This is a genomic window from Rhodanobacter sp. UC4448_H15, assembly GCF_052978265.1.
The window spans coordinates 1149242-1173663 of the sequence record NZ_CM129665.1 but is presented as its reverse complement, the minus strand read 5'-3'; the positions used below and the strand labels follow the sequence as shown (position 1 = coordinate 1173663).

Here is a 24422-nt window from a genome sequence, read left to right as displayed (position 1 = left end):
CCGCGAGCGCGCTAAAGTGGCGTGGACGGCATCGTTCACCTGCCCGCGCCGCGCGCGCGAGGATCTTGCCGGGCGATGGTCCACGCGATGAGGCTTTCCCATGGTTCGTATCCGCTGCCCGTGGTTTTTCTCCCTGCCCCTGCTGCTGGCCTGCGCCGGCAGCGCCCCCGCCGCCGATACCGGCCCCTCGCCAGCGCATCAGGCGCCGGTCGCCGACGCCCCGCCCGGCCCGACCCATTACCGGGACTGGCCGTCGATACGCGGCCCGTCGGGTGCCGACCCGGCGCTGGAGCAGCGCGTGCGCGCGATCGTGGCCGGCATGACGCTGGCGCAGAAGATCGGCCAGATGACCCAGGCCGAGATCAAGTCGATCACGCCGGCGCAGGTGAAGCAGTACTACATCGGCTCGGTGCTCAACGGCGGCGGTTCCTGGCCGGGGAAGAACAAGCACGCCGGCATCGGCGACTGGCTCGCCCTGGCCGACCGTTACCGCGACGCCTCGATGGCCACCGATGCGAAGGTGCAGATCCCGGTGGTCTGGGGCACCGACGCGGTGCATGGCGACAACAACGTGTTCGGCGCCACCCTGTTCCCGCACAACATCGGCCTGGGCGCGGCGCACGACCCGGCGCTGGTCGAGGCGATCGGCCGGGCCACCGCCAGGGCGGTGCGCGCCACCGGCATCGACTGGGCCTTCGCGCCGACCCTGGCGGTGGCGCAGAACGTGCGCTGGGGCCGCACCTACGAGAGCTTTTCCAGCGAGGCGCCGCTGGTGCGCGAGTACGCGCGCGCCTATGTCACCGGGCTGCAGGGCGACTTCGACGATCACCACGTGATGGCCACCGCCAAGCACTTCATCGGCGACGGCGCCACCTGGAACGGCGTCGACGAGGGCCAGGCCCGGGTCAGCCGGCAGGACATGATCAACGTGCACGGCGCCGGCTACTTCGGCGCGCTGCGCGCCGGCGTGCTCAGCGTGATGGCGTCCTACAACAGCTGGGACGACGTGGCCGACGGGATCGACTACGGCAAGATGTCCGGCGCCCGCGCGCTGCTCACCGGCGTGCTCAAGGAGAAGATGGGCTTCGACGGCTTCGTGGTATCCGACTGGAACGCGATCGGCCAGCTGCCCGGCTGCAACAACGCCAGCTGCGCGCAGGCGATCAACGCCGGCATCGACATGGTGATGGTGCCCGACGACTGGCAGGCCTTCATCTCCAACACCACCCGGCAGGTCGAGGACGGCCAGATCCCGATCAGCCGCATCGACGACGCGGTCAGCCGGATCGTGCGCGCCAAGCTGCGCATGGGCCTGTTCGGCAAGCGGCCCTCGCAGCGACAAGGCGCCGGCGACGCCACCGCCCTGCAGCATCGCGAGCTGGCGCGCCGCGCGGTACGCGAGTCGCTGGTGCTGCTGAAGAACAACCACCGCGCGCTGCCGCTGCGGGCCGGCGCGAAGATCCTGGTGGTCGGCAAGAGCGCCGACAGCCTGCCGAATCAGGCCGGCGGCTGGTCGCTGAGCTGGCAGGGCAACGACAACGGCAACGCCGACTTCCCGCACGGCGAGACGATCCTGGCCGGCATCCGCGCCGCCGACGGCGCCGCGAACGTCAGCTACAGCCCGACCGCCGCCGGCATCGACCTTGCACCTTTCGACGCCATCGTGGCGGTGATCGGGGAAACCCCGTACGCGGAGATGAAAGGCGACATCACGTTGCCGGCCACGCTGCGCCACAGCGATCGCTACCCGGAGGATCTCGCCGTGCTGCAGGCCGTGGCCAAGGCGCACAAGCCGGTGGTGACGGTGTTCGTGTCCGGGCGACCGCTGTTCGTCAACGACCTGCTCAACCTGTCCGATGCCTTCGTCGCAGCGTGGCTGCCGGGCACCGAAGGCGGCGGCGTGGCGGACGTGCTGTTCGCCCACGCCGGTGGCGCAGGGCCGCACGATTTCCACGGCACGCTGCCGATGCCCTGGCCCGGCCTGCCCTGCCCGTACCAGAGCGCCGACCACGACCGGGCCTGGCTGTTCGCTCCCGGCTACGGGCTGCGCTACGCGGCGGCGCACGAGGTGGAAACGCTGCCCACCTGGTCGGCGATCCACGCCTGTGCCAAGCCGGGCACGCCGTGACGACCGGCGTCTCCCCCATGCCGCCCCAGACCACGCCTCCGGCCGGCATGCTGCATGGATGACGCTCGCGGTGTCCCGCGCTGGTTCGCCATCGCGTCGTTCGCGCTGATCTCGCTGCTGGCGCTGCTCGCGCTGCGGGTGGCGCAGCGCCCGGCAGCGCCGATCGTCCTCCCCGCCGCGCCGGTCGCGCAACCGAGCGGCCCCGGCATCGAGCTGTGGCTGAGCACGCAGGATCGCCGCCTGCGGCTGGCGCGGCAGGCCGACGTGCCGGCCAGCGACGCGACATCGACGCCTGCCGACGTGGTCATCGACACCAGCAAGACCTACCAGTCCATCGTCGGCTTCGGCGCGGCACTGACCGACGCCTCGGCCTGGCTGCTGCAGAACAAGCTGAGCGCACCGGCGCGCCACGCGCTGCTGCTCGAACTGTTCGGCCCGCCGCCCGGGCTCGATTTCAACATGGTCCGGCTGACCATCGGCGCCTCGGATTTCTCGCTGCAACCGTACACGCTGGACGACATGCCCGCCGGCGAGGTCGACCCCGAGCTGCAGCATTTCAACGTCGCGGCCAACGTGCCCTACCTCATCCCCACCGTGCAGGAGACGCTGGCGATCGACCCGCAGCTGCGCATCATCGCCTCGCCGTGGAGCGCGCCGGCGTGGATGAAGACCAGCGCCAACCTGATCGGCGGCAGCCTGCTCGAAGAGTACGAGGCGGCCTATGCGCAGTACCTGGTGAAGTACGTCGACACCTACCGCAGCTACGGCATCCCGATCTTCGCGCTGACCCTGCAGAACGAGCCCGGCTTCGTGCCGCTGACCTACCCCGGCATGCTGCTCTCCGCCGGGCAGCGCGCGCGCATCATCGCGCAGTACCTGGGCCCCGCACTGGCCGGGCGCAAGCCGCCCACGCACATCTTCGGCTGGGACCACAACTGGGACGAACCGCAGCAACCGCTGGACGTGCTCTACGACGCCGAGGCCGCGCGCTACCTGGACGGCATCGCCTGGCACTGCTACCGCGGCACGCCCGGCGCGCAGAGCGACGTGCACCACTCCTTTCCGCGCAAGGACGCCTACATCACCGAGTGTTCCGGCGGCGACTGGGAATCCAGCAAGCACGGCGAACTGCTCTGGTTCGCGCGCGACCTGCTGCTCGGCGGCCTGCGCAACTGGGCGCGCGGCGTGGTGTACTGGAACCTTGCGCTGGACGAAAACTACGGCCCGCACTTCGGCGGCTGCGACACCTGCAAGGGCATCGTCACGATCGACTCGCGCAGCGGCGCGGTGAGCCGCAACGACGAGTACTACGCGTTCGCCCATTACAGCCGCTTCATCCACCCCGGCGCCGTGCGCATCTGGTCCACCGACACCGGCAACGACATCAAGAACGTCGCCTTCCGCAACCCAGACGGCGGATCGATCGTGCTGATACTGGTCAACGGCAAGACCGTGCCGCACGAAGTCTCCGTGCAGCAGGGCGGGCTCGACTTCCGCTACACCATGCCGGCGGAAAGCGTGGCGACCTTCGTGTGGCAACCGGGAGCCGTCGCGGCCAAGCCGGCCACGGCTGCCACGATCACGCCACCCGCCACGCCGGGCAGCGCCGGCGGATCGGGCCCTACTCCACGGTGACCGACTTGGCCAGGTTGCGCGGTTGATCCACGTCCGTGCCGCGCAGCACGGCGACGTGGTAGGCGAGCAGTTGCAGCGGCACGGTGAACACGGCGGGGGCGATGAAGTTGCCGCCGGATTCCACGCGCAGGGTCACGCCGTTGCCGGCGGTGTCGTCCATGCCGGCGGAGCCGTCGGCGAACACGATCAGGCGACCGCCGCGGGCGCGTACTTCCTGCAGGTTGGATTTCAGCTTGTCCAGCAGCGGTCCGTTCGGCGCCACCGCCACCACCGGCATGTTCTCGTCGACCAGCGCCAGCGGGCCGTGCTTGAGCTCGCCGGCGGGGTAGGCCTCGGCGTGGATGTAGGAGATTTCCTTGAGCTTGAGCGAACCTTCCAGCGCCACCGGGTAGTGCGCGCCGCGGCCGAGGAACAGCGCATGCTGGCGATGGATGAAATCGCCGGCCAGGTCGATGATCGCCGGCTCCAGCTTCAGTGCGTTCTCGATCGCGCGCGGCAGGCGCTGCAGCTCCTCGCACAGCGCCGCATAGCGCGACGCGTCGAGGCCGTTGCGGCGCGCCAGCTCCAGCGCCAATAGCGCCAGGCCGGCCAGCTGCGTGGTGAACGCCTTGGTCGAGGCCACGCCGATCTCGGGGCCGGCGCGGGTCATCAGCTTGAGGTCGGCCTCGCGCACCAGCGACGACTCCGGCGAGTTGCAGATGACCAGGGTGCCGAGGTAGCCGCGTCGGCGCGACTCGCGCATCGCGGCCAGCGTGTCGGCGGTTTCGCCCGACTGCGAGATTGCCAGGAACAGCGTGCCGGGCGGCACCACGGTCTCGCGGTAGCGGTACTCGCTGGCCACCTCCACCGCGACCGGCAGGCGCGCGAATTCCTCGATCCAGTACTTGGCGACGAGGCCGGCGTGGTAGCTGGTGCCGCAGGCGATGATGTGCACGCCGCGGGTGGCGGCGAGCAGCGCCTCGCTGTCGATGCCGAAGATGTTCGGCAGCACGCCGTGCGGGCCGATGCGCGCTTCAAGCGTGTCGGCCACCGCGCGCGGCTGCTCGAAGATCTCCTTCTGCATGTAGTGGCGGTACTCGCCGCGCTCGACCGCGTCGGTGGAAAGCTCGCTCTCGTACACCTTGCGCTCGACCGGCGTGCCGTCCAGCGCGAACACCTGCACGCTGTCGCGGGTGATTTCCACCACGTCGTCCTCGTCCAGGTGCAGCATCTTGTTGGTGACCTGGATCAGCGCCTGCGCGTCGGAGCCGAGGAAGTTCTCGCCGATGCCGAGGCCGACCAGCAGCGGGGCGCCGCGGCGCGCGCCGACCACGCGATCGGGCTCGTCGCTGCTGAGCACCGCGATCGCGTAGGCGCCTTCCAGCTCGCGCACGGTGGCCAGCACCGCCTCGCGCAGGTTCTGGCCCTGGCCGATGCGTCGGTCGATCAGCGCGGCCATCACCTCGGTGTCGGTTTCCGAAGTGAACACGTGGCCGGCGGCCTGCAGCTCGGCGCGCAGGCCGGCGTAGTTCTCGATGATGCCGTTGTGCACGATCGCCACCCGGCCGGCGATGTGCGGGTGCGCGTTCGCCTCGTTCGGCACGCCATGCGTGGCCCAGCGGGTATGCGCGATGCCGGTGCCGCCGGACAGCGGGTCGGCCAGGTACAGCGCCTCCATCTCGCGCACCTTGCCCTTGGCGCGCACGCGGCGGATCGCGCCGTGGTCGAGCACGGCCACGCCGGAGGAGTCGTAGCCCCGGTATTCGAGCGCTTTCAGGCCGGCGATAAGCAGCGGGGCGACATCGCGTTGGGCTACGGCGGCAACGATTCCACACATGGCGAAGCTTCCTTCGGTTCTGGCCCGGGTCGCCCCGGGCTGTTTTGAAAGTGCCTGGCGCGGCCGGTCAATTCACCTTGCGGCGCAGCCAGTTCAGCAGGTCGATGCGGGTGATCAGGCCGAGGAAATCGTCGCCGTCGACCACGATGGCCACGTGGCCGCGCTCGAACACCGGCAGCAGCGATTCGATCGGCGAGCGCACGTCGAGCCGGTGCAGGTCGGCGATCATCGCGGTGGACACCGGGTCGCGGAAGCGCGTCTCGTCGGCGTGCACGTGCATCAGCACGTCGGACTCGTCGACGATGCCGACCAGCTTGCGGCCGTCCATCACCGGCAACTGCGACACGTCGTACAGCTTCATGCGGTTGTAGGCGGTGATCAGCAGCTCGTTGGGGCCGACCACCACGGTGTCGCGCTGGGCGAACGGGCGCAGCAGAAGGTCGCGCAGGTCGCCGTGCTGCTCGCGCTCGATGAAGCCGTTGTCGAGCATCCAGTAGTCGTTGTAGAGCTTGGACAGATACTTGTTGCCGGTGTCGCAGACCAGGGTCACCACGCGTTTCGGGGTGGTCTGTTCGCGGCAGTAGCGCAGCGCCGCGGCAAGCAGGGTGCCGGTCGACGAGCCGCCCAGGATGCCTTCCTTCGCCAGCAGCTCGCGCGCGGTCAGGAAGCTCTCCTTGTCGGAGATCGCGTAGGCCTTCTTCACCCGGGTGAAGTCGCTGATCGAGGGCAGGAAATCCTCGCCGATGCCTTCGACCATCCAGCTCGCCGACTTGGTCGAGAGCGTGCCCTCGTTGATGTACTGCGCCAGGATCGAGCCGACCGGATCGGCCAGGATCAGCTCGGTCTGCGGCGAGTGTTCGGCGAAGAACTTCGACAGCCCGCTCAGCGTGCCGGACGAGCCGCAGCCGACCACCACCGCATCCACCTTGCCGTCCATCTGTTCGAGGATTTCCGGCCCGGTGCTGGCGATGTGCGCGGCCGGGTTGTCGGGGTTGCCGAACTGGTTGATGAAGTACGCGCCGGGCGTTTCGCGGGCGATCCGCTCGGCCATGTCCTGGTAGTACTCGGGGTGTCCCTTGGCCACGTCGGAGCGGGTCAGCACCACTTCGGCGCCCATCGCCTTGAGGTTGAAGATCTTCTCGCGGCTCATCTTGTCCGGCACCACCAGGATCAGCCGGTAGCCTTTCTGCTGCGCGACCAGGGCCAGGCCCAGGCCGGTGTTGCCGGCGGTGCCCTCGACCAGGATGTCGCCCGGGCGGATGCGGCCGTCCTTCTCGGCGCCCTCGATCATCGACAGGCCGATGCGGTCCTTGATCGAGCCGCCGGGGTTGGCGCTCTCGAGTTTCAGGAACAATTCGCACGCACCCGTATCGAGGCGCCTCGCGCGAACCATCGGGGTGTGTCCGATCAGTTCGAGGACACTCTGGTGAACCGTCATGGGGGCTCCGTCGCTGGCGTGGCGGCGTCGGCGCAAAGCCGTGGCCGCAGAACCCCCATGATAACCGAGCCGCCGGATACGCTGCGGCCCCGGCAATCTTCCCGATGACTGTTTCAGGGAAGACCCGGGGCCGCGCCAGCGAACCGTTGCGTCAGTGGATGAGGTGCGCCCTGTCGGCCCACATGCGTTCAAGCCGCGCCTTGGCCAGCAGTTTCTCCTTCTTCATGCCGGCGAGGGTGGCGTCGTCGATGGGAAGCACGCCGATATCGGCGTCGTGCACCTTGCTGTCGAGCTCCCGATGGTGCTGATAAAGCCGGCGGAACTCCGCGTCCGCCTTCATCAATGCCTCGACATCATCGCGCTGCTGGTTTTCGAACATGATCCGACCTCCTGCGAGTGAACGGACGGTTGCCGCCACGTTGGCGGACCGCCGACAGCTGAATCGGCGCACACCCGCGACCCACGCCGGTCAACCGGAACGCAGGTGGGGATCTGAACGTGGGATGGGCGCATGATTCAGGTCGTTGACCCCGGTGGCCTGGATGCCTCCCGGGGCTTTGACCCTACTCCGCCGATCTGGCCGGTGCAAGGCGTCGGATCACACTTCGGCCGGTGCATTAAATACCTGTCAAAACAGTGTTTTGCAGGCATTGGGCGGCGGCTGGCCGCAGCCCGTGGAGGCGCCGCGGCAAAGCGCCGCCCGGCGCCGTTTCAGTGCCCCGCGGAGTGCTTGCGGGTGGGCTTTTTCTGCTCGGCGGGAGCCGGTGGCGGGGTATTTCCATCGTCCATCTGCGCGCGCATCGCCTTGGCCGCCTGCGCCGCCAGCGCCGCCTCGCGGCGGGCCGCCCGCGCCACCTTGCTCTGTGCCGCGGCCAGCTTCTTGGCCCGCTCGGCTTCGGCCCGCGCCTGCTCGGCCTGCTGCGAATATTCGATGCCCTGCTGCTGCAGGCGCGCGGCCTCCTCCTGCGCCAACTGGTTCTGCAGGCGCTGCCGGGCCAGCTCCAGCCGGGCCATGTCCGCCTCGCGGCGGCTGTTGGCGAGCAGGATCTGGTCGTGTTCGCGATCGAGCTGGTTCAGCTTGACCTGGGCGTCCTGCAACTGCGCGGCGGTCTTGGCCAGGTCGACGCGGCGCTCGGCGAGGTACAAGGCATGCGGCCGGTCGCCACGTCCGGCCTCCTCCAGCGCGCGGATCGCCTCGCGGGCTCGCGCCTGTTCGGACAGGGCGTAATGGCCGAGGCCGGGATCGTTGGCAAGCTGGTCCAGGCTGCCGCGCAGGCGGTTGATGTCGATGTCGTCCTGGCGTGCCTGCGCGGCACCGACCAGGGCCAGCGCCAGGCCTGCGCCAGCGAGCAGTTGGGCAAGGCGCTTCATGGCTGGCCTCCGGGAATGCTGCTGGCGGCCGCGGGATCGTCATTGCCGGGGATCGGCGTGCCGTCGACCGGCGCGGAGAGCACCGAGGCCGAAGGCGCCGGCATGTCGCCCACCGGCAACGGCGCGGAAGAGTCGGCGGCGGGTGCCGGGATCGCCTGTTCCATCTGCTGCTGCCGGGCGGCCAGTTGCTCGCCCTCGCTGCGCAGGCGGGTGTTTTCCTGCAGCTTGCCCTGCATCTCGGCACGGGCCGCGCCCAGCCGCGCCTTGACCCGCGCCAGCTCGGCATCGGCGCCGGATTCCTCGGCGAGGTTCGCGGCATCGGCAAACTTGCGCGCCGCCATCGCCTCCTGCGCCTGCTGGAACTTGTCCTGCGCGAAACCGAGGTCGACCGGCGCGTAATCCGCCGCGCCGGCGTCACGGGCGGCCTGCAGCTGGTATTGGGCCAGGTTCATCGCGTCATTCGGCGGCGGCGCCGTGGCGCAACCGGCCACGGCCAGGGTCAGCGCCAGCATGGTGGCCGCCGCGCGCATGCGGCGCGCGAGCGCGGCCGATGGGGAAAAGAAGTACATCACAGTCCTCATGGTGTGTTGCAGCGTATTGTGGGCAGGCATAATCGTGCAATGCAATGTACATCGGGAACCCAGGGGTAAAACGTGGACATCGGCTACTTCCTCAAGCTCATGGTAGACAAGGGCGCGTCGGACATGTTCCTGTCCACCGGTGCCCCGGTGAACATCAAGGTCGAGGGCAAGCTTTATCCGCTGGGCAATACCGGCCTGCCGAGCGGCATGGTCAAGAAGATCGCCTATTCGCTGATGGACGAGGGCCAAGTGCCGCAGTTCGAGCGCAACCTCGAACTGAACATGGCATTGGCGGTGAAGGAAGCCGGCCGCTTCCGCATCAACGTCTTCAAGCAGCGCGGCGAAGTGGGCATGGTGATCCGCGCGATCAAGAGCGAGATCCCCTCGATCGAGCAGCTGCAGCTGCCGCCGATCTTCCGCGACCTGATCATGGAGCCGCGCGGACTGATCCTGGTGGTGGGCGCCACCGGCTCGGGCAAGTCGACCACGCTGGCGGCGATGATCGACCAGCGCAACTCGCAGTCGCCCGGGCACATCCTCACCATCGAGGACCCGATCGAATACCTGCACCGGCACAAGCGCTCGATCGTCAACCAGCGCGAGGTCGGGCTGGACACGCACAGCTACCACGAGGCGCTGAAGAACGCGATGCGCGAGGCGCCGGACGTGATCATGATCGGCGAGATCCGCGACACCGACACGATGGAGGCGGCCATTGCCTTCTCCGAGACCGGCCACCTGTGCCTGGCCACGCTGCACTCCAACAACTCCGACCAGACGCTGGAGCGCATCCTCAACTTCTTCCCCGAATCGGCGCACAAGAACGTGCTGATGAACCTGGCGCTGAACCTGCGCGCGGTGATCAGCCAGCGCCTGGTGATCGGCAAGGACGGCCGCCGCATCCCGGCCGCCGAGGTGCTGCTGAACACGCCGCTGATCCGCGACATGATTCGCCGCGGCCAGATCCACGAGATCAAGGACGCCATGGATCGCAGCCTGCAGGAAGGCATGCAGACCTTCGACCAGTCGCTGTACAAGCTGTACAAGGAAGGCCGCGTGGAACTGGACGAGGCCCTCAGCAAATCCGACTCCCGCGATGGCCTCGCCCTCAAGATCCGCCTCGCCGAAGGCGGCAACAGCAGCGCCGAACTGGCCGGCAACGACCCGTACGGGATGGGGTTCTGAAGGGCCGGGAATAGGGAATAGGGAATCGGGAATCGGGAATCGGGAATCGGGAATCGGAAAAACCAAGCGCGGAGCGCGGCTCCTGCTCTTGCAGTTCCTATTCCCTATTCCCCATTCCCTATTCCCGGCTTACGGTGCGTCGGGTTGCGCCTCCGGCGCCGCACGCTGAAACGCTTCCAGCTCGTTGCAGGCGGCGTGGATGCGCGTAATGGTGGGGTAGTCGTCGAGCGGCAGTTTCCAGCGAATGGCGTTGTAGACCTGCGGGATCAGGCAGGCATCGGCCATGCTCGGGGTTTCGCCGTGGCAGTAGCGGCCGGTGGCGGCGCTCTCCGCCAGCATGGCCTCGATCGCCTTGAAGCCGGCATCGATCCAGTGCCGCGACCAGGCTGCCCGCTGCTCCTCGCTGGCGCCGAACTCCTTCTCCAGATGCTGCAGCACGCGCAGGTTGCCCAGCGGGTGAATGTCGCAGCACACCGCCATGGCCAGCGCGCGCACCTGGGCGCGGCCGCGGGCGTCGACCGGCAGCAGCGCGGTTTCCAGCTCCGGGTGCATCTCGTCCAGATATTCCATGATCGCCAGCGACTGGGTCAGCACGCGGTCGCCGTCGCACAGCACCGGCACGGATTCGAGCGGGTTCAGCGCCTGGTATTGCGCCGTGTGCTGCTCGCCGCCGTCGCGCACGAGGTGCACCGGACGCGTCTCGTAGTCCAGGCCCTTGAGGTTCAGCGCGATGCGCACGCGATAGGCAGCACTGGAACGCCAGTAGCTGTAGAGCACCAAGCCGGTCGCCATGAGCGGTCCCCCCCTGCGTGGATAGCCTGCAGTTTAGCCACAAGTGCAGCCGTTGCGCGCGCCCGCGTGTCGTCGGCCCGGCGTGCCTCGCCAGGCCGCGTTTGCATCACTGCCGCGGCCACCGGACAATAGGCGGTTGCAGCCGGTTCTGGCTAGCCCCCACCATCCAACGGAGTTGTGCCGTGTCCGTCATCCGCATGAGCGACCTCGACCTGCGCAACCAGCGCGTGCTGATCCGCGAAGATCTCAACGTGCCGATCGACGAACAGGGCCGGATCACCTCGACCCAGCGCCTCGACGCCGCCCTCCCGACGATCCTGGCCGCCCGCGACGCCGGCGCGAAGGTGATGGTGATGTCGCACCTGGGCCGGCCCAAGGAAGGCCAGTTCGACGCCGAATCCTCGCTGGCGCCGGTGGCGCTGTGGCTGAGCAGCAAACTCGACCAGCCGGTGCGGCTGGTGGCCGACTACCTGGTCAACGGGGTGGAGGTGGCCGCCGGCGAGGTGGTGCTGCTGGAAAACTGCCGCATGAACGTCGGCGAGGGCAAGGACGACGACACGCTGGCGAAGAAATATGCCGCGCTGTGCGACATCTTCGTGATGGACGCGTTCGGCACCGCGCATCGCGCACAAGCCTCGACCCACGGCGTGATCAGGTACGCCCCGGTCGCCGCCGCCGGCCCGTTGCTGTGCGCCGAGCTGGATGCGCTGGGCAAGGCGCTGGAGCACCCGGCGCATCCGCTGCTGGCGATCGTGGCCGGCTCCAAGGTGTCGACCAAGCTGACCCTGCTGGACAACCTGATCGGCAAGGTCGACCAGCTCATCGTCGGCGGCGGCATCGCCAACACCTTCATCGCCGCGATGGGACACTCGGTCGGCAACTCGCTGGTGGAGATGGATCTGCTCGACGCGGCGAAGAAGGTGCTGGCCGACGCCAAACGACGCGGCGCCGAAGTGCCGATGCCGATCGACGTGGTGGTGGCGCCGGCGTTCTCCGCGCAGGCCCCGGCCACGATCAAGCCGGTCGACCAGGTCGGTGCGGACGAGATGATCCTCGACATCGGCCCGCAGACCGCCGAACTCTACGCCGCCCTGATCGCCAAGGCCGGCACCGTGGTGTGGAACGGCCCGGTCGGCGTGTTCGAGTTCGACGCGTTCGGCAAGGGCACCGAAACGCTGGCGCGCGCGATCGCGGCGTCGAACGCGTTCTCGATCGCCGGCGGCGGCGACACCCTGGCCGCGGTCGACAAGTACGGCATCGCCGACCAGGTCTCCTACATCTCCACCGGCGGCGGCGCGTTCCTGGAATTCCTCGAAGGCAAGGAACTGCCGGCGGTCACCGCACTGAAGGCGCGAGCCGCGAAGTAATGCTCTGCCTGTTCGACCTCGACGGCACCCTGATCGATTCCGAGCACGGCATCACCGCCTGCGTGAAGCATGCGCTGGCGCGGCTGGACGTGCCGGCGCCGGCACATGCGGAACTGCGCCGCTGGATCGGCCCGCCGCTGCGGCACAGCTTCGCGCCGCTCCTGGACCACGACGCCGAACGCATCGAGGCGGCGGTGGCGTACTACCACGAGCGCTTCAACACGCTCGGCTGGCGCGAGCACGAGATCTATCCGGGCATCGAGCTGCTGATCGAGCGGCTGCGCGGCGCCGGCCACCAGCTCGCCGTGGTCACCAGCAAGCCGCACCGCCACGCCGCGCCGATCCTCGCCCACCTGCCGTTCGGCGACGCGTTCCTGCGCCTGTACGGCCCGCACCCGGACAGCGCGCACAGCGAGAAGGCCACGATGATCAGCGAGGCACTGGCCGACTTCGGCGCCGACCCGGCCGACACGGTGATGATCGGCGACCGCCACTTCGACATCGACGGCGCCGTCGCCAACCGCGTGCGTGGCTTCGGTGTGCTCTGGGGCTTCGGCAGCCGCGCGGAACTGGAACAGGCCGGCGCCCACGCCATTGCGGCAACGCCGGACGAACTGGCCGCCTTGCTGGAAATCCCGGCGGCCGCTCCGTAGGGCGGGCACCGCCCGCCGGCTTTTGTTTCGGTCGCTGGATAAGGCAGAACGGCGGGCAGTGCCCGCCCTACCGAATGAGGCGCTCGCACAGGCATTCCCGCGATCACCGGGAGGCGACCGCGAGTAGCCTTATTTGACGACGCGCTTCACCGCGTCGACCACGTGCGCCACGGTGAAGCCGAAGTGCTCGAACAGCTGCGGCGCCGGCGCCGAGGCGCCGAACGTGGTCATGCCGACCACTTCGCCGTCCAGGCCCACGTACTTGCGCCAGAAATCGGCGGTGGCCGCTTCCACCGCCACGCGCGCGCGGCACCAGAGCGGCAGCACGCCTTCGCGGTATTCCAGCGGCTGCGCGTCGAACACCTCGGTGCACGGCATCGACACCACGCGCACGGCCACGCCCTGCTGCGCCAGCGCGCGCGACGCCTCCATCGCCAGTTCCACTTCCGAACCGGTGGCGATCAGGATCGCCTGGAACTTCGTGTCCAGCGGATCGGACAGCACGTAGCCGCCGCGCAGGATGTCGGCCACCTGCTGTGCGCTGCGCTGCTGGTGCCTGAGGTTCTGCCGCGAGAAGATCAGGCACGACGGCGCGCCCTTGCGCTCGATCGCCGCCTTCCACGACGCCGCCGATTCCACCGCATCGCACGGACGCCACAGCTGGTTGTTCGGGATGTAGCGCAGGCTCGCCATGTGCTCCACCGGCTGATGGGTCGGGCCGTCCTCGCCCAGGCCGATCGAGTCGTGCGTGTAAACGTGGATCGCATGGGCCGGGATCAGCGCACTCATGCGCACCGCATTGCGCGCGTAGTCGGAGAACACCAGGAACGTCGCGTCGTACGGGATGAAGCCGCCATGCAGCGCCACGCCGTTGGCGATCGCGGTCATGCCGAACTCGCGCACGCCGTAATAGACGTAGTTGCCCTTGCCGTCCGCGCTGTCGCCGGTGGCGGCGTCGAGGCTGCCCTTCCACTTGGTCAGGTTGGAGCCGGCCAGGTCGGCCGAGCCGCCGATCAGCTCCGGCAGCAGCGGCGCGAACGCTTCGATGCTCATCTGCGAAGCCTTGCGCGAGGCCACTTCGGGACCGTCGGCCTGCAGCTTGTCGATGAACGCCTGCGACTTCGCGGCCCAGTCGGCCGGCAGCTCGCCGCTCATGCGGCGGTCGAATTCGGCAGCCAGCTCCGGATGGGCGGAGGCGTACCTCGCGAACACGTCGTTCCACGCCTGCTCCGCGGCGGCGCCCTTGGCCTTGTGATCCCAACCGGCATAGATCTCGGCCGGGATCTCGAACGGTGCGTACTTCCAGCCCAGCTGCTCGCGCGCGGCGGCGATCTCGTCCTTGCCCAGCGGCGCGCCGTGGCTTTCCTCCTTGCCCTGCTTGTGCGGCGCACCGAAGCCGATGACGGTTTTCGCGCAGATCAGGGTGGGCTTGTCGTGCTGCGTGGTGGCCTTGGCGATCGCCTGTTTGATCGCCTCGGCATCGTGCCCGTCCACGCCGCGGATCACGTTCCAGCCGTACGCCTCGAAGCGCGCCGGGGTGTCGTCGGTGAACCAGCCGTGCACTTCGCCGTCGATCGAGATGCCGTTGTCGTCGTAGATCGCCACCAGCTTGCCCAAGCCCCAGGTGCCGGCCAGCGAGGCAGCTTCGTGCGAGATGCCTTCCATCAGGCAGCCGTCGCCGAGGAAGGCGTAGGTGTGGTGATCGACCACATCGTGGCCCGGACGGTTGAAATGCGCCGCCAGTACCTTCTCGGCCAGCGCGAAGCCGACCGCATTCGCCAGGCCCTGGCCGAGCGGACCGGTGGTGGTCTCCACGCCCGGCGTTTCGCTGGCTTCCGGGTGGCCGGCGGTCTTCGAATGCAGCTGGCGGAAGCGCTTGAGCTGGTCCATCGGCAGGTCGAAGCCGGTCAGGTGCAGCAGCGCGTACTGCAGCATCGAGCCGTGGCCGTTGGACAGCACGAAGCGGTCGCGGTTGGGCCACTTCGGGTTGGCCGGATTGAACTGCAGGAAGTCGTTCCACAGCACCTCGGCGAGGTCGGCCATGCCCATCGGCATGCCCGGATGACCGGACTTGGCCGCTTCCACGGCGTCCATGGCAAGGGCTCGCACGGCGTTGGCGAGTTCGCGGCGGGTGGTCATCAGGCGTCTCCGGAGGGTGCAAAAGCGTCCATTGTCGCCGATCCGGTCGCGCGGTGTCGCGCGCCGGACACGGCCCTGGGCACGGCCCGCATTCGGCCGGCTTAATCTGCGCTTAATACTGAACTAATGAGTATTGAATCTTTCGGGGCACCACCCATCTAAGTCTTCGTGTCGCCGCCCGTCTTGGGCGGGGCGCATTCGACAAACGGCCCTCCCCATCCGGGGCCAACTGTCCTGACCATTGGAGCCTCATCCATGAAAACCAAGAAAACACTGCTCGCCCTCGCTCTCGTCTCTGCCGGCCTGGTGGCCGTCCCCGCCGCCTTCGCGCAGAACGCGCCCGCCGACAACGCCGGCTGGTTCGTCAACGGCAACATCGGCCGCACCGCGATCAACCATGGGCCGTACGACGGCCATGACACCGGCTATGCCCTGAACGGCGGCTACCGTTGGTCGCTGGCGCCGAACTTCGCGCTGGGCGCCGAGGTGGGCTACAACGACCTGGGCAACATCCACGCCAAGAACATCTTCAACAGCGACCCGGTGATCGCCGACAACAAGTCGCAGCTGCACGGCTGGACGGTGGGCGCCAACGCCCGGCTGGACATGACCCCGAACTGGTACCTCAGCGGTCGCGCGGGCCTGTACAGCTGGACCGGTCACGGCATGAACAACGACGTGAACCCGATCCGCAAGAGCCTGGACGACAACAGCTGGTACGCCGGCGCAGGCATCGGCTACAACATCACCCCGCAGCTCAGCGTGGGCGTGAACTACGACTACTTCGACGCCAGCAAGGACCACGTGAACCTCAGCACGGACATGGTCTCGGCCAGCGCCGAATACCGCTTCTGATCCGCAGAGGTTGATTCCGACATCGCGTCGGGATGTTCACCTACAAGAAGAGGGCGCCTGAGGGCGCTCTCTTTCTTTATGCGAACTGCGCCACATATAAAATACGTGGTTGGCGCCTTGCGTCCCGACGCGCAGGACTGCGACAGGAAAGATCGGGAAACACCACAACAGGGGATTTCAAATGAAAAACTCACTCTTGACGCTGGCCGCTCTGGCCGGTGCGACGTTGGCCACGGCCAGCGTGCAGGCAAAGGATCTCACCGGCGGTTTCGTCAACCTCGGCGCCGGTCGCGTGAGCTACCACGCCACGTTGGACAACTACGACCTCGGCAGCGAACACGGCACGGCCGTCATTCTCAACGCCGGCTACCGCACCCAGTTCATCGGCTTCGAGGCGGGCTACACCGACCTCGGCAGCATCAGCAGCCGCGATGGCACCACCTACGCCAAACTCTCGGGTGACGGCTGGACCGCAGGCATCAACGGTCACTTCAACCCGACCGACGCCTGGTACATCTCCGCGCGCGGCGGCGCCTTCATGTGGAAGCTGCACGCCAAGTTGCAGTCCAGCGACCCGGCCGACCCCTTCAACGAGAAGGCCAGCAAGCAGTCGCTGGGCTGGTACGCAGGCGTGGGCACTGGCTACGACATCAACAAGAGCTGGAGCATCGGCGCCAACTTCGATTACTACAGCATCTCCAAGCAGGGCTTGGACATCGGTAACCGCATCTACACGGTGAGCGCCGAGTACCGCTTCTGAACTCCATCGCGTGACGCAAAAAAGGGCGCCGCAAGGCGCCCTTTTCTTCTCTGCCGATTCCCTGTTCCCTATTCCCTATTCCCCGCCTGAAAGGCAATCAGCCGTTCCACTGCCCCAGCGCCGCCAGGCCATTGTCCCTGGCGCGGGCGTGAACGATCTTCTGCGCGTCGGCGACATTGCCCTTCAGGTCCTTCGACCACAACTGCAGCGCGGCCTGCTGCATCGCGCGGCCGTAGGAGAACGACAGCGGCCAAGGGTGCGGGCCGATCTGGTTCATCGCGTTGAGGTGTGCAGTGGACTGCTGGTCGCTCTGGCCACCGGAAAGGAACACGATGCCCGGCAGCGCTGCCGGCACGGTGGACTTGAGCACGCGCACGGTGGCCTCGGCTACTTCACCGACCTCGGCCTGCTCCTCGCAATCCTTGCCGGGGATGACCATGCTGACCTTCAGGATGGTGCCTTCCAGCATCACGTTCTGCTCGTACAGCGCATTGAACAGGCTACGCAGCACGGCTTCGTGCACTTCGTAGCTGACTTCGATGGTGTGGTCGCCGTCCATGATCACTTCGGGCTCGACCATCGGCACCAGGCCGGCCTCCTGGCACAGCGCGGCGTAACGAGCCAGCACGTGGCAGTTCGCCTCGATCGCGGTGGAGCTGGGGTTTTCCTCGGAGATGTTGATCACCGCGCGCCACTTGGCGAACTGGGCGCCCAGCTTCGCGTATTCCTGCAGGCGTTCGCGCAGGCCGTCGAGGCCTTCGGTGACCACGTCGCCGGGGAAACCGGCCAGCGGCTGCGGGCCCTTGTCGACCTTGATGCCGGGGATGATGCCGTTCTTCTTCATCACCTGGGTGAACGGCACGCCGTCCTTGGTGGACTGGCGGATCGTCTCGTCGAACAGGATCGCGCCGGAGATGTGCTCGGACAGGCCCGGCGTGGTCAGCAGCAACTCGCGGTAGGCGCGCCGGTTCTCCTCGGTGTTCTCGATGCCGACGGCCTCGAAGCGCTTGCGGATGGTGTTGGTCGACTCGTCGATCGCGATGATGCCCTTGCCGGGCGCAACCATCGCCAGGGCGACGCTTTCGAGATCTTCAATGCTCATTGGTGACTCCGCGATGGTGGGGGCGATGCCCGGCCACCCATGGTGGGCGCCGCCTCGAGAACGAAGCGGCATGGTGAAAAACGCCGATTATAGGCCAGATCGGGGCCACGACGGGCCGAAACGACGCCGCACCCCGCAGGCACTGCCGGCTCAGCTCAGGCCGGGTAGCCGGGCAGCTTGCACGGGGCCATCAGCTGGGCGCGCGCGGCCGGGTCCTTGGGACCGTTGAACACCACGATGTAATACGTGGCCACCGGCTGGTGGATGTTGTTGTTCAGCGACGGGCCGTAGCGGAAATTGGCCACTGCGCTGCGCGCCATCGGGCCGAGGTCGCTCTTCGGCTCCACCTTGGCCACCTGCACGTCCATCGGCACGCCATCGGAACCGATGGTGTAGGTCACCGCCACGCAACCGGGCTTGTCCAGGTTGAGGCCGCTGTTGGGCGCATCCATCTGCACCTGGGTGTTGAGCAGGATCCAGTAGCGGTACAAGTCCTGCTGGTCGATCTTGACCGTCTGCGCCAGCACCGGCGCGGCGGCGCCCAGGGCGAGCGCGAACAGCACGCCGCGGCACACGGAGGAAAACGGGGTGTTCATGGCAGGCTCCGGCAACGTGTCGATGGCCACAGTGTAGCTGCCTGCACGCCGCGCCAGCGTCAACGATGTCGCGGCGACGCGGCCGGTTCAGGCTTCACAGGTCGCGCAGGCTGTCGATGGTGCCGTCGGGGCCGACTGCGAGCAGCTTCAGCGTGTTGGTGCCGCCGACGTGGCCGACGCGGTCGCCGTAGGTGATCACCACGCTGTCACCCTGGACCAGCCTGTCCTGTTCGAACAGCAGGCGCACCGCGGCGCGGGTGGAAGCGGCCATGCTCTGCTTCTCGCCGTGGCTGAACTCCACCGGCTGCACGTCGCGCAGCAGCTGCATGCGCCGCCGTGCGGAGGCCGACGGCGACATGCCGTAGATCGGCACCGCGCTGCGGTAGCGCGACAGCCATTGCGCGGTGGCGCCGGATTCGGTCAATGCCACGATCGCCCGCACGCCGAGCTGGCCGGCCAGCATCATCGCGGCCAGCGCGATCGCCTGGTCGGTGCGGTCGAGCCGGTGGCCGCCGGCGGAGAGGTCGTCCTTGGGCTCGAACTGGCGCTCGGCGCCGAGGCAGATCCGCGTCATCGCGGCCACCGCCTTGTCCGGATGCGCGCCGGCGGCGGTTTCCTCCGACAGCATCACCGCATCGGTGCCGTCGATCACGGCATTGGCCACGTCGAGCACTTCGGCGCGGGTCGGGATCGGCGAGCGCACCATCGACTGCAGCATCTGGGTGGCGGTGATCACCGCGCGATTGCGCTGCACTGCCTCGCGGATGATCTTCTTCTGCAGGCCGGGCAGCTCGGCATCGCCGATCTCCACGCCCAGGTCGCCGCGCGCCACCATCACCACGTCGGAGGCGTCGATGATCTCGCCCAGTACCGGGATGGCGTCGGCGCGCTCGATCTTGGCCACCAGCGCGGCACGCCCGCCGGCCAGCTTGAGCAGGCGGCGGGCCTGGTGCATGTCGTCGGCCGAACGCACGAAGGACACGGCGAGGAAATCCGCGCCGATCTCGGCGGCCAGCTGGATGTCCGCCTTGTCCTTGTCCGACAGCGCGTCGACGGAAAGCCCGCCGCCCTGCCGGTTGAGCCCCTTGCGGTTGGACAGCTTGCCGGCCACCAGCACCTCGCAGCGCACTTCGCTGCCGACCACCTCGCGCACGGTGAGCCCCACCAGGCCGTCGTCCAGCAACAGCACGTCACCGGCGCTCACGTCATCGGGCAAGCCGTAATAGCTCACGCCCACGCGGGTGGCGTCGCCGGGCGGCACGCCGGGGCGGCAATCGAGCACGAAGCTGGCACCTTCGACCAGCTGCACCGGGCCGTCGGCGAAGGTCTCGATGCGGATCTTCGGCCCCTGCAGATCGGCCAGCACGCCGACCTCGCGGCCCGCAGCCTCGGCCGCTTCGCGCACCGCCCGCGCGCGGGCGCGGTGATCATCGGGCGCGCCGTGCGAGAGGTTGAGGCGCACGACGTCGACGCCTTCGTCGATGAGCTTGCGCAGCGCGCCCGGTGCGTCAGTGGCCGGGCCGAGGGTGGCGACGATCTTGGTGCGGCGGATTTTGGAAATGAGCATCAGCTGAGCCTAGCAGAATCGTCACGCCGCGCCGCCGGTCCACGCTCAACGCGCAGCGGAACCGGCGCCGAGCGCCAGGTTGAGCACTTGCGCGAGGCGACGGCCGGCTTCGCGCAGGCGGCGGTCGGCCACAGGCAGCCAGGTCGACACGTAGCCCGGGGTGATCTTGTGGCCGACGGGGTAGAAGCCGGCCTCGGCGGAGATCCGGCACGACTCCTGCGCCCACTGCGCGTAGGGGTTGTCCAGCGGCGCACTCGGCGCCGGCAACGGCACCGGCACCGCCGAATCCAGGCGCTGCGCGTACTGCTGCCAATCCAGACCACGGGTGTAGAGCATGCCGGAGTCCCACACCCGGTGCAGGTTGCTGCCCTTGCCGTCGAACTGCACCTGATAGGTGTTGCCGCCCTTGTCCTCGCGATAGCCGGCATGCAAGGGCTGGTGGACGTCGCCGACGAAATGCACCACGAACTTCAGCGCCCGGCGGCGCACGGCGTCCGGCTTGCTGCGGTCGCCCAGCACACCCACGTAGTACTGCAGCGCCGCCACCACGCAGCGACCGTCGCGGCAATCGCGCGGCGGCACGTAGTCGCACGAGGGGCCACCGCGGAAATTGATGTAGTGCTGGCTGCGTGTCTGCTTCCACAGATTCGCCATGGCCGGATCGTCCTGCATCTGGTCGGCCCAGTTGGCGACGTCGCCCAGCGAATCGGTATGCTCCGGCGCCAGCAGGCGCTGGACCTCGGCTTCCGCAGCGGGGCTCAAGTGCCGCTGCGCCAGCTCGGCGACCACGCTGTGGCCGAGCGGCCCCCACGCCAGCGCCGGCGTAACCAGCAGGCAGGCGAGCACGGCGGTGGTGGCGCGACGGGCGAAGCTCATGCGAGTCATTCCGGCAAGGGAGGGATGGCCGCAGTCTGCCACAGAGCACTGCGGCTTTTTGCCGCCGCCGGCGCGCACCACGGCCCGCGGGGCAGGCAGGCACCCGGAAATGGCGGTAAAATCGGCGTTCTTTCCGCCGCGCTCGCGGCATCCTTCAGGAGGACGTTCCCTCATGACCATCAAGGTCGGCATCAACGGCTTCGGCCGCATCGGTCGCAACGTGCTGCGCGCCGCCGTGGAGAACTTCGGCAACGACATCGAGATCGTGGCGATCAACGACCTGCTGGAGCCCGATTACCTGGCCTACATGCTGAAGCACGACTCCGTGCACGGCCGCTTCGATGGCGACGTGGAGGTCGACGGCAACCACCTGGTGGTCAACGGCAAGCGCATCCGCCTGACCCAGGAGCGCGACCCGGCCAACCTGAAGTGGAACGAGGTGAACGCCGAAGTGGTGATCGAATCCACCGGCCTGTTCCTGACCAAGGAATCGGCGCAGAAACACATCGACGCCGGCGCGAAGAAGGTGATCCTGTCCGCGCCGTCGAAGGACGCCACGCCGATGTTCGTCTACGGCGTCAACGACAAGACCTACAAGGGCGAGGCGATCATCTCCAACGCCAGCTGCACCACCAACTGCCTGGCGCCGGTGGCCAAGGTGCTCAACGACAAATGGGGTATCAAGCGCGGCCTGATGACCACCGTGCACGCCGCCACCGCGACGCAGAAGACCGTCGACGGCCCGAGCAACAAGGACTGGCGCGGCGGCCGCGGCATCCTGGAGAACATCATCCCTTCCTCCACCGGCGCGGCCAAGGCGGTCGGCGTGGTGATCCCCGAGCTCAACAAGAAGCTCACCGGCATGAGCTTCCGCGTGCCGACCTCCGACGTGTCGGTGGTCGATCTCACGGTGGAGCTGGAGAAGCCGGCGACCTACGAGGAAATCAAGGCCGAGATGAAGGCGCAGAGCGAAGGCGCGCTGAAGGGCATCCTGGGCTACACCGAGGAGAAGGTGGTGGCCACCGATTTCCGCGGCGACGCGCGCACCTCGATCTTCGACGCCGACGCCGGCATCGCGCTGGACGACAGCTTCGTCAAGCTGGTCAGCTGGTACGACAACGAGTGGGGCTACTCCAACAAGTGCCTGGAGATGGTGCGCGTCGTCGCGAAGTAGTCGCCTCCCACGCAATCCGCGAGGCCCGCGCCGACATCGTCGGCGCGGGCTTTTTCATGTGCGGCGGCGGCTCAGCGCGCTTGTGCCCGGGCGTCCGCCCGCACGCCGAGCCAGCCCTTGACCGAGGCGATCACCAGCGGAATCGCGCCGAAGCCGATGAAGATCAGGTCGCCGGGCAGGCGCAGCCACTCCACCAGGTGCGAACGCGACGTGGCCATGTACTCCACGCTGCGCGCGTGCCAGTAGCCGTGCTCGACCACGTCCCACAGCTGCATCACCCCGCTTGGGAACAGGCTCATCAGGATCATCAGCATCAGGCCGATATTGGTCCCCCAGAAGGCCACCTTGACGTACTTCTCGATGCCCGGCCAGCGCGCGTCGCTGCTGACCTGGCGCAGGCAGAACACCATCAGCGCGATCGCCAGCATGCCGAACACGCCCATCAGTGCCGCATGGCCATGGGTCGGCGTGACCTGGGTGCCCACTTCGTAGTAGCTGACGATCGGCAGGTTGAGGAAGAAGCCGAACATGCCCGCGCCGACGAAGTTCCAGAAGCCCACCGCCATCAGGAAGTAGAACGTCCACTTGTGCGGCACCCTGACCGACTTGCCGCACACGGCGCAGTCGCCGCGGGTGGTACGCACGAAATCCCAGGCATCCAGCGTCAGCAGGGTCAACGGCACCACCTCGAGCACCGAGAACAGGGCCGACAAGGCCATGTTGAAGTTCGTGTGGCCGGTGAAGTACCAGTGGTGCCCGGTGCCGATCAGGCCGCCGAGGAAATACAGGATCGCGTCCAGGTAGATCACCCGCAGCGCCACGTTGCGTCGGGTCAGGCCCAGTTGGTAGAAGGTCAGCGCCACCACCGTGGTGGCGAAGAACTCGAAGAAGCCTTCCACCCACAGGTGGATGATCCAGAAGCGCCAGGTATCGACCACCGTGTAGTTGGTCTTCGCGCCGAAGAACAGCGCCGGCACGTAGAACACCGGAATGGCGACGGCCGCGAACATGAACATCTTCGCCAGCGGGCGTGCCGCCTCGTTGGCCACCGCACGCGGGCGTGCCAGCATCCACAGGATGACGAACCAGGCCAACAGGCCGACCACCAGCAGGTACTGCCAGAACCGGCCCAGTTCCAGGTACTCCCAGCCCTGGTCGCCGAACCAGAACCACAGATGGCCCAGCTTCTGTTCGATGCCGGCCCAGACGCCGAGCAGGCTGCCGCCGATCACCACCACGAAGGCGGCAAACAGCAGGTGCACCCAGCCGGCGAGCCAGCGCGGCTCGTCATCCGGCGCACGCAGCGAGCGGCCGAGGAACAGGGCGGCGGCGACATACGCGGTGGCGATCCAGAAGATCGCCGTCTGCAGATGCCAGGTGCGCAGCAGGTTGCTGGGAAAGATGTTCTCCAGCTGGAAGCCGTAGAAACTGCCCGGGTCGGCGCGGAAGTGGGCCACGCCGCCGCCGACCAGGGTCTGCATCAGGAACAGCAAGGCCACCACCACGAAGAACTTCATCAGCGCCCGCTGGCCCGCGCCGACCTGCCCCGGCAACAGCTGCGGGTGCACGTGGTGGCCGCGGCTGATCCAGCCCAGGTAGTCGAACTTGCCGAACGCCAGCAGCACGGTCGCGATGCCGGCCAGCAGCACCAGCAGGCTCAGCGCGCTCCACAGCAAGGCACTGCCGGTGGCCACGTTGCCGACGCTGGGGTCGTAGGGGAAGTTGTTGGTATACGACGCCTCCGTGCCCGGCCGCGTCGCCACCGAGGCCCACGCCGCCCAGGTCACGAAGGCGGTGAACTGGTGCAACTCCACCGGATCGCTGATCAGGCCCGGCTTGAGTCCCCCGTTTTTCGTCGGGTCCTTGAAATAGTCCGTCCAGTAGCCGATCTGCTGCCGGTAGGCGACGGCTTCGGCATCGGTCAGCTGCAGCACGCCGGTTTGCGCATCGTAGCGGTTGGTCTTCAGGACCACCGCCGTCTGCCCACGCACCGCGGCCTGCTGCTGCGCATCCAGCTCGCCCGGAGGCTTGCCGTACTGCTTGCCGGCGATCGCCGCCGCGGTGTCCACGCCCAGCCGGTGCAGTGCCTCGGCGGAGTAATCCGGCCCGAGGTACGCGCCATGTCCCCAGATGCTGCCGTTGTCCATCAGGCCGTATTTGAGAAAGACCGCCTGGCCGTCGCGGATGTCGTCACCGCTGAACAGGGCCGTGCCCTGGGCATCGACCACCTGCGCGGGAATCGGTGGCGCGTTGCGATAGGCCAGCGAGGTGATCGCCAGCAATCCGGCAAAGCCGAACACCAGCACGATCGCCACCGTTCGCAGCCACCATGGTGACAGTTCGGTATCGTCGTCGGTCAAGGGTTGCGCTGCCTCGTTCATCGTCGC

The 24422-nt window shown here is 67.9% G+C and carries 20 protein-coding genes; 8 read left to right on the top strand and 12 right to left on the bottom strand.

Annotated elements, in window-relative coordinates; genetic code table 11:
* Positions 1-100 precede the first annotated feature (100 nt).
* Entirely contained in the window at positions 101-2128 is a 2028-nt protein-coding gene (locus ACVCMI_RS05205; RefSeq protein ID WP_447097182.1) for a glycoside hydrolase family 3 protein, read from the top strand.
* Between the two features lie 54 nt (positions 2129-2182).
* A complete protein-coding gene (locus ACVCMI_RS05200) occupies positions 2183-3763 on the top strand; it encodes a glycoside hydrolase family 30 protein (RefSeq protein WP_447097183.1) in 1581 nt (526 codons plus the stop codon).
* Here ACVCMI_RS05200 and glmS read toward each other — a convergent pair.
* The 5 genes from glmS to ACVCMI_RS05175 form a co-directional block, all read right to left on the bottom strand.
* Positions 3750-5579, bottom strand: coding sequence for a glutamine--fructose-6-phosphate transaminase (isomerizing) (gene glmS / locus ACVCMI_RS05195; RefSeq protein ID WP_447097184.1), 1830 nt, complete (start codon positions 5577-5579; stop codon positions 3750-3752). The genes ACVCMI_RS05200 and glmS overlap by 14 nt on opposite strands.
* Before the next feature lie 67 nt (positions 5580-5646).
* On the bottom strand, positions 5647-7017 hold the full coding sequence (locus tag ACVCMI_RS05190) for a pyridoxal-phosphate dependent enzyme (protein WP_447097185.1): 1371 nt from the start codon (positions 7015-7017) through the stop codon (positions 5647-5649).
* Positions 7018-7168: 151 nt separating this feature from the next.
* Positions 7169-7396: a YdcH family protein gene (locus ACVCMI_RS05185; protein ID WP_136257589.1), complete on the bottom strand. Its 228-nt coding sequence runs from the start codon at positions 7394-7396 to the stop codon at positions 7169-7171.
* Between the two features lie 332 nt (positions 7397-7728).
* Positions 7729-8388, bottom strand: coding sequence for a hypothetical protein (locus ACVCMI_RS05180; protein WP_395116479.1), 660 nt, complete (start codon positions 8386-8388; stop codon positions 7729-7731).
* Positions 8385-8969, bottom strand: coding sequence for a DUF4398 domain-containing protein (locus tag ACVCMI_RS05175; RefSeq protein WP_395116477.1), 585 nt, complete (start codon positions 8967-8969; stop codon positions 8385-8387). The genes ACVCMI_RS05180 and ACVCMI_RS05175 overlap by 4 nt, the downstream gene beginning before the upstream one ends.
* Positions 8970-9041: 72 nt before the next feature.
* Here ACVCMI_RS05175 and ACVCMI_RS05170 point away from each other — a divergent pair, with 72 nt between their 5' ends.
* Positions 9042-10154, top strand: coding sequence for a PilT/PilU family type 4a pilus ATPase (locus ACVCMI_RS05170; protein ID WP_395116475.1), 1113 nt, complete (start codon positions 9042-9044; stop codon positions 10152-10154).
* A gap of 129 nt (positions 10155-10283) precedes the next feature.
* Here the strand turns inward: ACVCMI_RS05170 and maiA are convergent, their stop codons facing one another.
* Positions 10284-10946: a maleylacetoacetate isomerase gene (maiA, locus tag ACVCMI_RS05165; protein ID WP_395116473.1), complete on the bottom strand. Its 663-nt coding sequence runs from the start codon at positions 10944-10946 to the stop codon at positions 10284-10286.
* Positions 10947-11128: 182 nt separating this feature from the next.
* Here maiA and ACVCMI_RS05160 point away from each other — a divergent pair, with 182 nt between their 5' ends.
* Positions 11129-12313 carry a phosphoglycerate kinase gene (locus ACVCMI_RS05160; protein ID WP_395116470.1) on the top strand — a complete coding sequence of 395 codons (1185 nt, stop codon included), beginning with the start codon at positions 11129-11131 and terminating at the stop codon, positions 12311-12313.
* Positions 12313-12966 (top strand): HAD hydrolase-like protein, encoded by a 654-nt coding sequence (locus ACVCMI_RS05155; protein ID WP_447097186.1) that lies wholly within the window; start codon positions 12313-12315, stop codon positions 12964-12966. The genes ACVCMI_RS05160 and ACVCMI_RS05155 overlap by 1 nt, the downstream gene beginning before the upstream one ends.
* 129 nt (positions 12967-13095) lie before the next feature.
* Here ACVCMI_RS05155 and tkt read toward each other — a convergent pair whose 3' ends face one another.
* Positions 13096-15105, bottom strand: a complete 2010-nt coding sequence (tkt, locus tag ACVCMI_RS05150; protein ID WP_447097187.1) for a transketolase — start codon at positions 15103-15105, stop codon at positions 13096-13098.
* A gap of 255 nt (positions 15106-15360) precedes the next feature.
* Between tkt and ACVCMI_RS05145 the strand changes: the two genes are divergently transcribed.
* Positions 15361-15960, top strand: a complete 600-nt coding sequence (locus ACVCMI_RS05145; RefSeq protein ID WP_395116464.1) for an outer membrane protein — start codon at positions 15361-15363, stop codon at positions 15958-15960.
* Between the two features lie 181 nt (positions 15961-16141).
* Positions 16142-16720 carry an outer membrane protein gene (locus tag ACVCMI_RS05140; protein WP_447097188.1) on the top strand — a complete coding sequence of 193 codons (579 nt, stop codon included), beginning with the start codon at positions 16142-16144 and terminating at the stop codon, positions 16718-16720.
* Positions 16721-16817: 97 nt separating this feature from the next.
* Here the strand turns inward: ACVCMI_RS05140 and ACVCMI_RS05135 are convergent, their stop codons facing one another.
* The 4 genes from ACVCMI_RS05135 to ACVCMI_RS05120 form a co-directional block, all read right to left on the bottom strand.
* Positions 16818-17822: a class I fructose-bisphosphate aldolase gene (locus ACVCMI_RS05135; protein WP_447097189.1), complete on the bottom strand. Its 1005-nt coding sequence runs from the start codon at positions 17820-17822 to the stop codon at positions 16818-16820.
* Between the two features lie 155 nt (positions 17823-17977).
* Entirely contained in the window at positions 17978-18418 is a 441-nt protein-coding gene (locus ACVCMI_RS05130; protein WP_447097190.1) for an energy transducer TonB, read from the bottom strand.
* Positions 18419-18512: 94 nt separating this feature from the next.
* Positions 18513-19985 carry a pyruvate kinase gene (gene pyk, locus ACVCMI_RS05125; protein ID WP_395116456.1) on the bottom strand — a complete coding sequence of 491 codons (1473 nt, stop codon included), beginning with the start codon at positions 19983-19985 and terminating at the stop codon, positions 18513-18515.
* A gap of 45 nt (positions 19986-20030) precedes the next feature.
* Complete coding sequence (locus ACVCMI_RS05120; RefSeq protein ID WP_447097191.1) at positions 20031-20861, bottom strand: S1/P1 nuclease; 831 nt, start codon at positions 20859-20861, stop codon at positions 20031-20033.
* 172 nt (positions 20862-21033) lie between these two features.
* Here ACVCMI_RS05120 and gap point away from each other — a divergent pair, with 172 nt between their 5' ends.
* The gene (gene gap, locus ACVCMI_RS05115; protein ID WP_395116452.1) at positions 21034-22035 is read left to right on the top strand and encodes a type I glyceraldehyde-3-phosphate dehydrogenase; all 1002 of its coding nucleotides are present in this window, start codon (positions 21034-21036) and stop codon (positions 22033-22035) included.
* Between the two features lie 71 nt (positions 22036-22106).
* Here gap and ACVCMI_RS05110 read toward each other — a convergent pair whose 3' ends face one another.
* Positions 22107-24416: a nitric-oxide reductase large subunit gene (locus ACVCMI_RS05110; RefSeq protein ID WP_395116450.1), complete on the bottom strand. Its 2310-nt coding sequence runs from the start codon at positions 24414-24416 to the stop codon at positions 22107-22109.
* Positions 24417-24422: the final 6 nt, after the last annotated feature.

Excerpts from the sequence above, each read along its gene's own strand:
- ACVCMI_RS05130 (WP_447097190.1), bottom strand. The coding sequence starts at position 18,418 with ATGAACACCCCGTTTTCCTCCGTGTGCCGCGGCGTGCTGTTCGCGCTC.
- ACVCMI_RS05135 (WP_447097189.1), bottom strand. The coding sequence starts at position 17,822 with ATGAGCATTGAAGATCTCGAAAGCGTCGCCCTGGCGATGGTTGCGCCC.
- gap (WP_395116452.1), top strand. The coding sequence starts at position 21,034 with ATGACCATCAAGGTCGGCATCAACGGCTTCGGCCGCATCGGTCGCAAC.
- maiA (WP_395116473.1), bottom strand. The coding sequence starts at position 10,946 with ATGGCGACCGGCTTGGTGCTCTACAGCTACTGGCGTTCCAGTGCTGCC.
- tkt (WP_447097187.1), bottom strand. The coding sequence starts at position 15,105 with ATGACCACCCGCCGCGAACTCGCCAACGCCGTGCGAGCCCTTGCCATG.
- ACVCMI_RS05140 (WP_447097188.1), top strand. The coding sequence starts at position 16,142 with ATGAAAAACTCACTCTTGACGCTGGCCGCTCTGGCCGGTGCGACGTTG.
- pyk (WP_395116456.1), bottom strand. The coding sequence starts at position 19,985 with ATGCTCATTTCCAAAATCCGCCGCACCAAGATCGTCGCCACCCTCGGC.
- ACVCMI_RS05120 (WP_447097191.1), bottom strand. The coding sequence starts at position 20,861 with ATGAGCTTCGCCCGTCGCGCCACCACCGCCGTGCTCGCCTGCCTGCTG.
- ACVCMI_RS05205 (WP_447097182.1), top strand. The coding sequence starts at position 101 with ATGGTTCGTATCCGCTGCCCGTGGTTTTTCTCCCTGCCCCTGCTGCTG.
- ACVCMI_RS05175 (WP_395116477.1), bottom strand. The coding sequence starts at position 8,969 with ATGAGGACTGTGATGTACTTCTTTTCCCCATCGGCCGCGCTCGCGCGC.
- ACVCMI_RS05185 (WP_136257589.1), bottom strand. The coding sequence starts at position 7,396 with ATGTTCGAAAACCAGCAGCGCGATGATGTCGAGGCATTGATGAAGGCG.
- ACVCMI_RS05110 (WP_395116450.1), bottom strand. The coding sequence starts at position 24,416 with ATGAACGAGGCAGCGCAACCCTTGACCGACGACGATACCGAACTGTCA.
- ACVCMI_RS05190 (WP_447097185.1), bottom strand. The coding sequence starts at position 7,017 with ATGACGGTTCACCAGAGTGTCCTCGAACTGATCGGACACACCCCGATG.
- ACVCMI_RS05145 (WP_395116464.1), top strand. The coding sequence starts at position 15,361 with ATGAAAACCAAGAAAACACTGCTCGCCCTCGCTCTCGTCTCTGCCGGC.
- ACVCMI_RS05200 (WP_447097183.1), top strand. The coding sequence starts at position 2,183 with ATGGATGACGCTCGCGGTGTCCCGCGCTGGTTCGCCATCGCGTCGTTC.
- ACVCMI_RS05180 (WP_395116479.1), bottom strand. The coding sequence starts at position 8,388 with ATGAAGCGCCTTGCCCAACTGCTCGCTGGCGCAGGCCTGGCGCTGGCC.
- ACVCMI_RS05155 (WP_447097186.1), top strand. The coding sequence starts at position 12,313 with ATGCTCTGCCTGTTCGACCTCGACGGCACCCTGATCGATTCCGAGCAC.
- glmS (WP_447097184.1), bottom strand. The coding sequence starts at position 5,579 with ATGTGTGGAATCGTTGCCGCCGTAGCCCAACGCGATGTCGCCCCGCTG.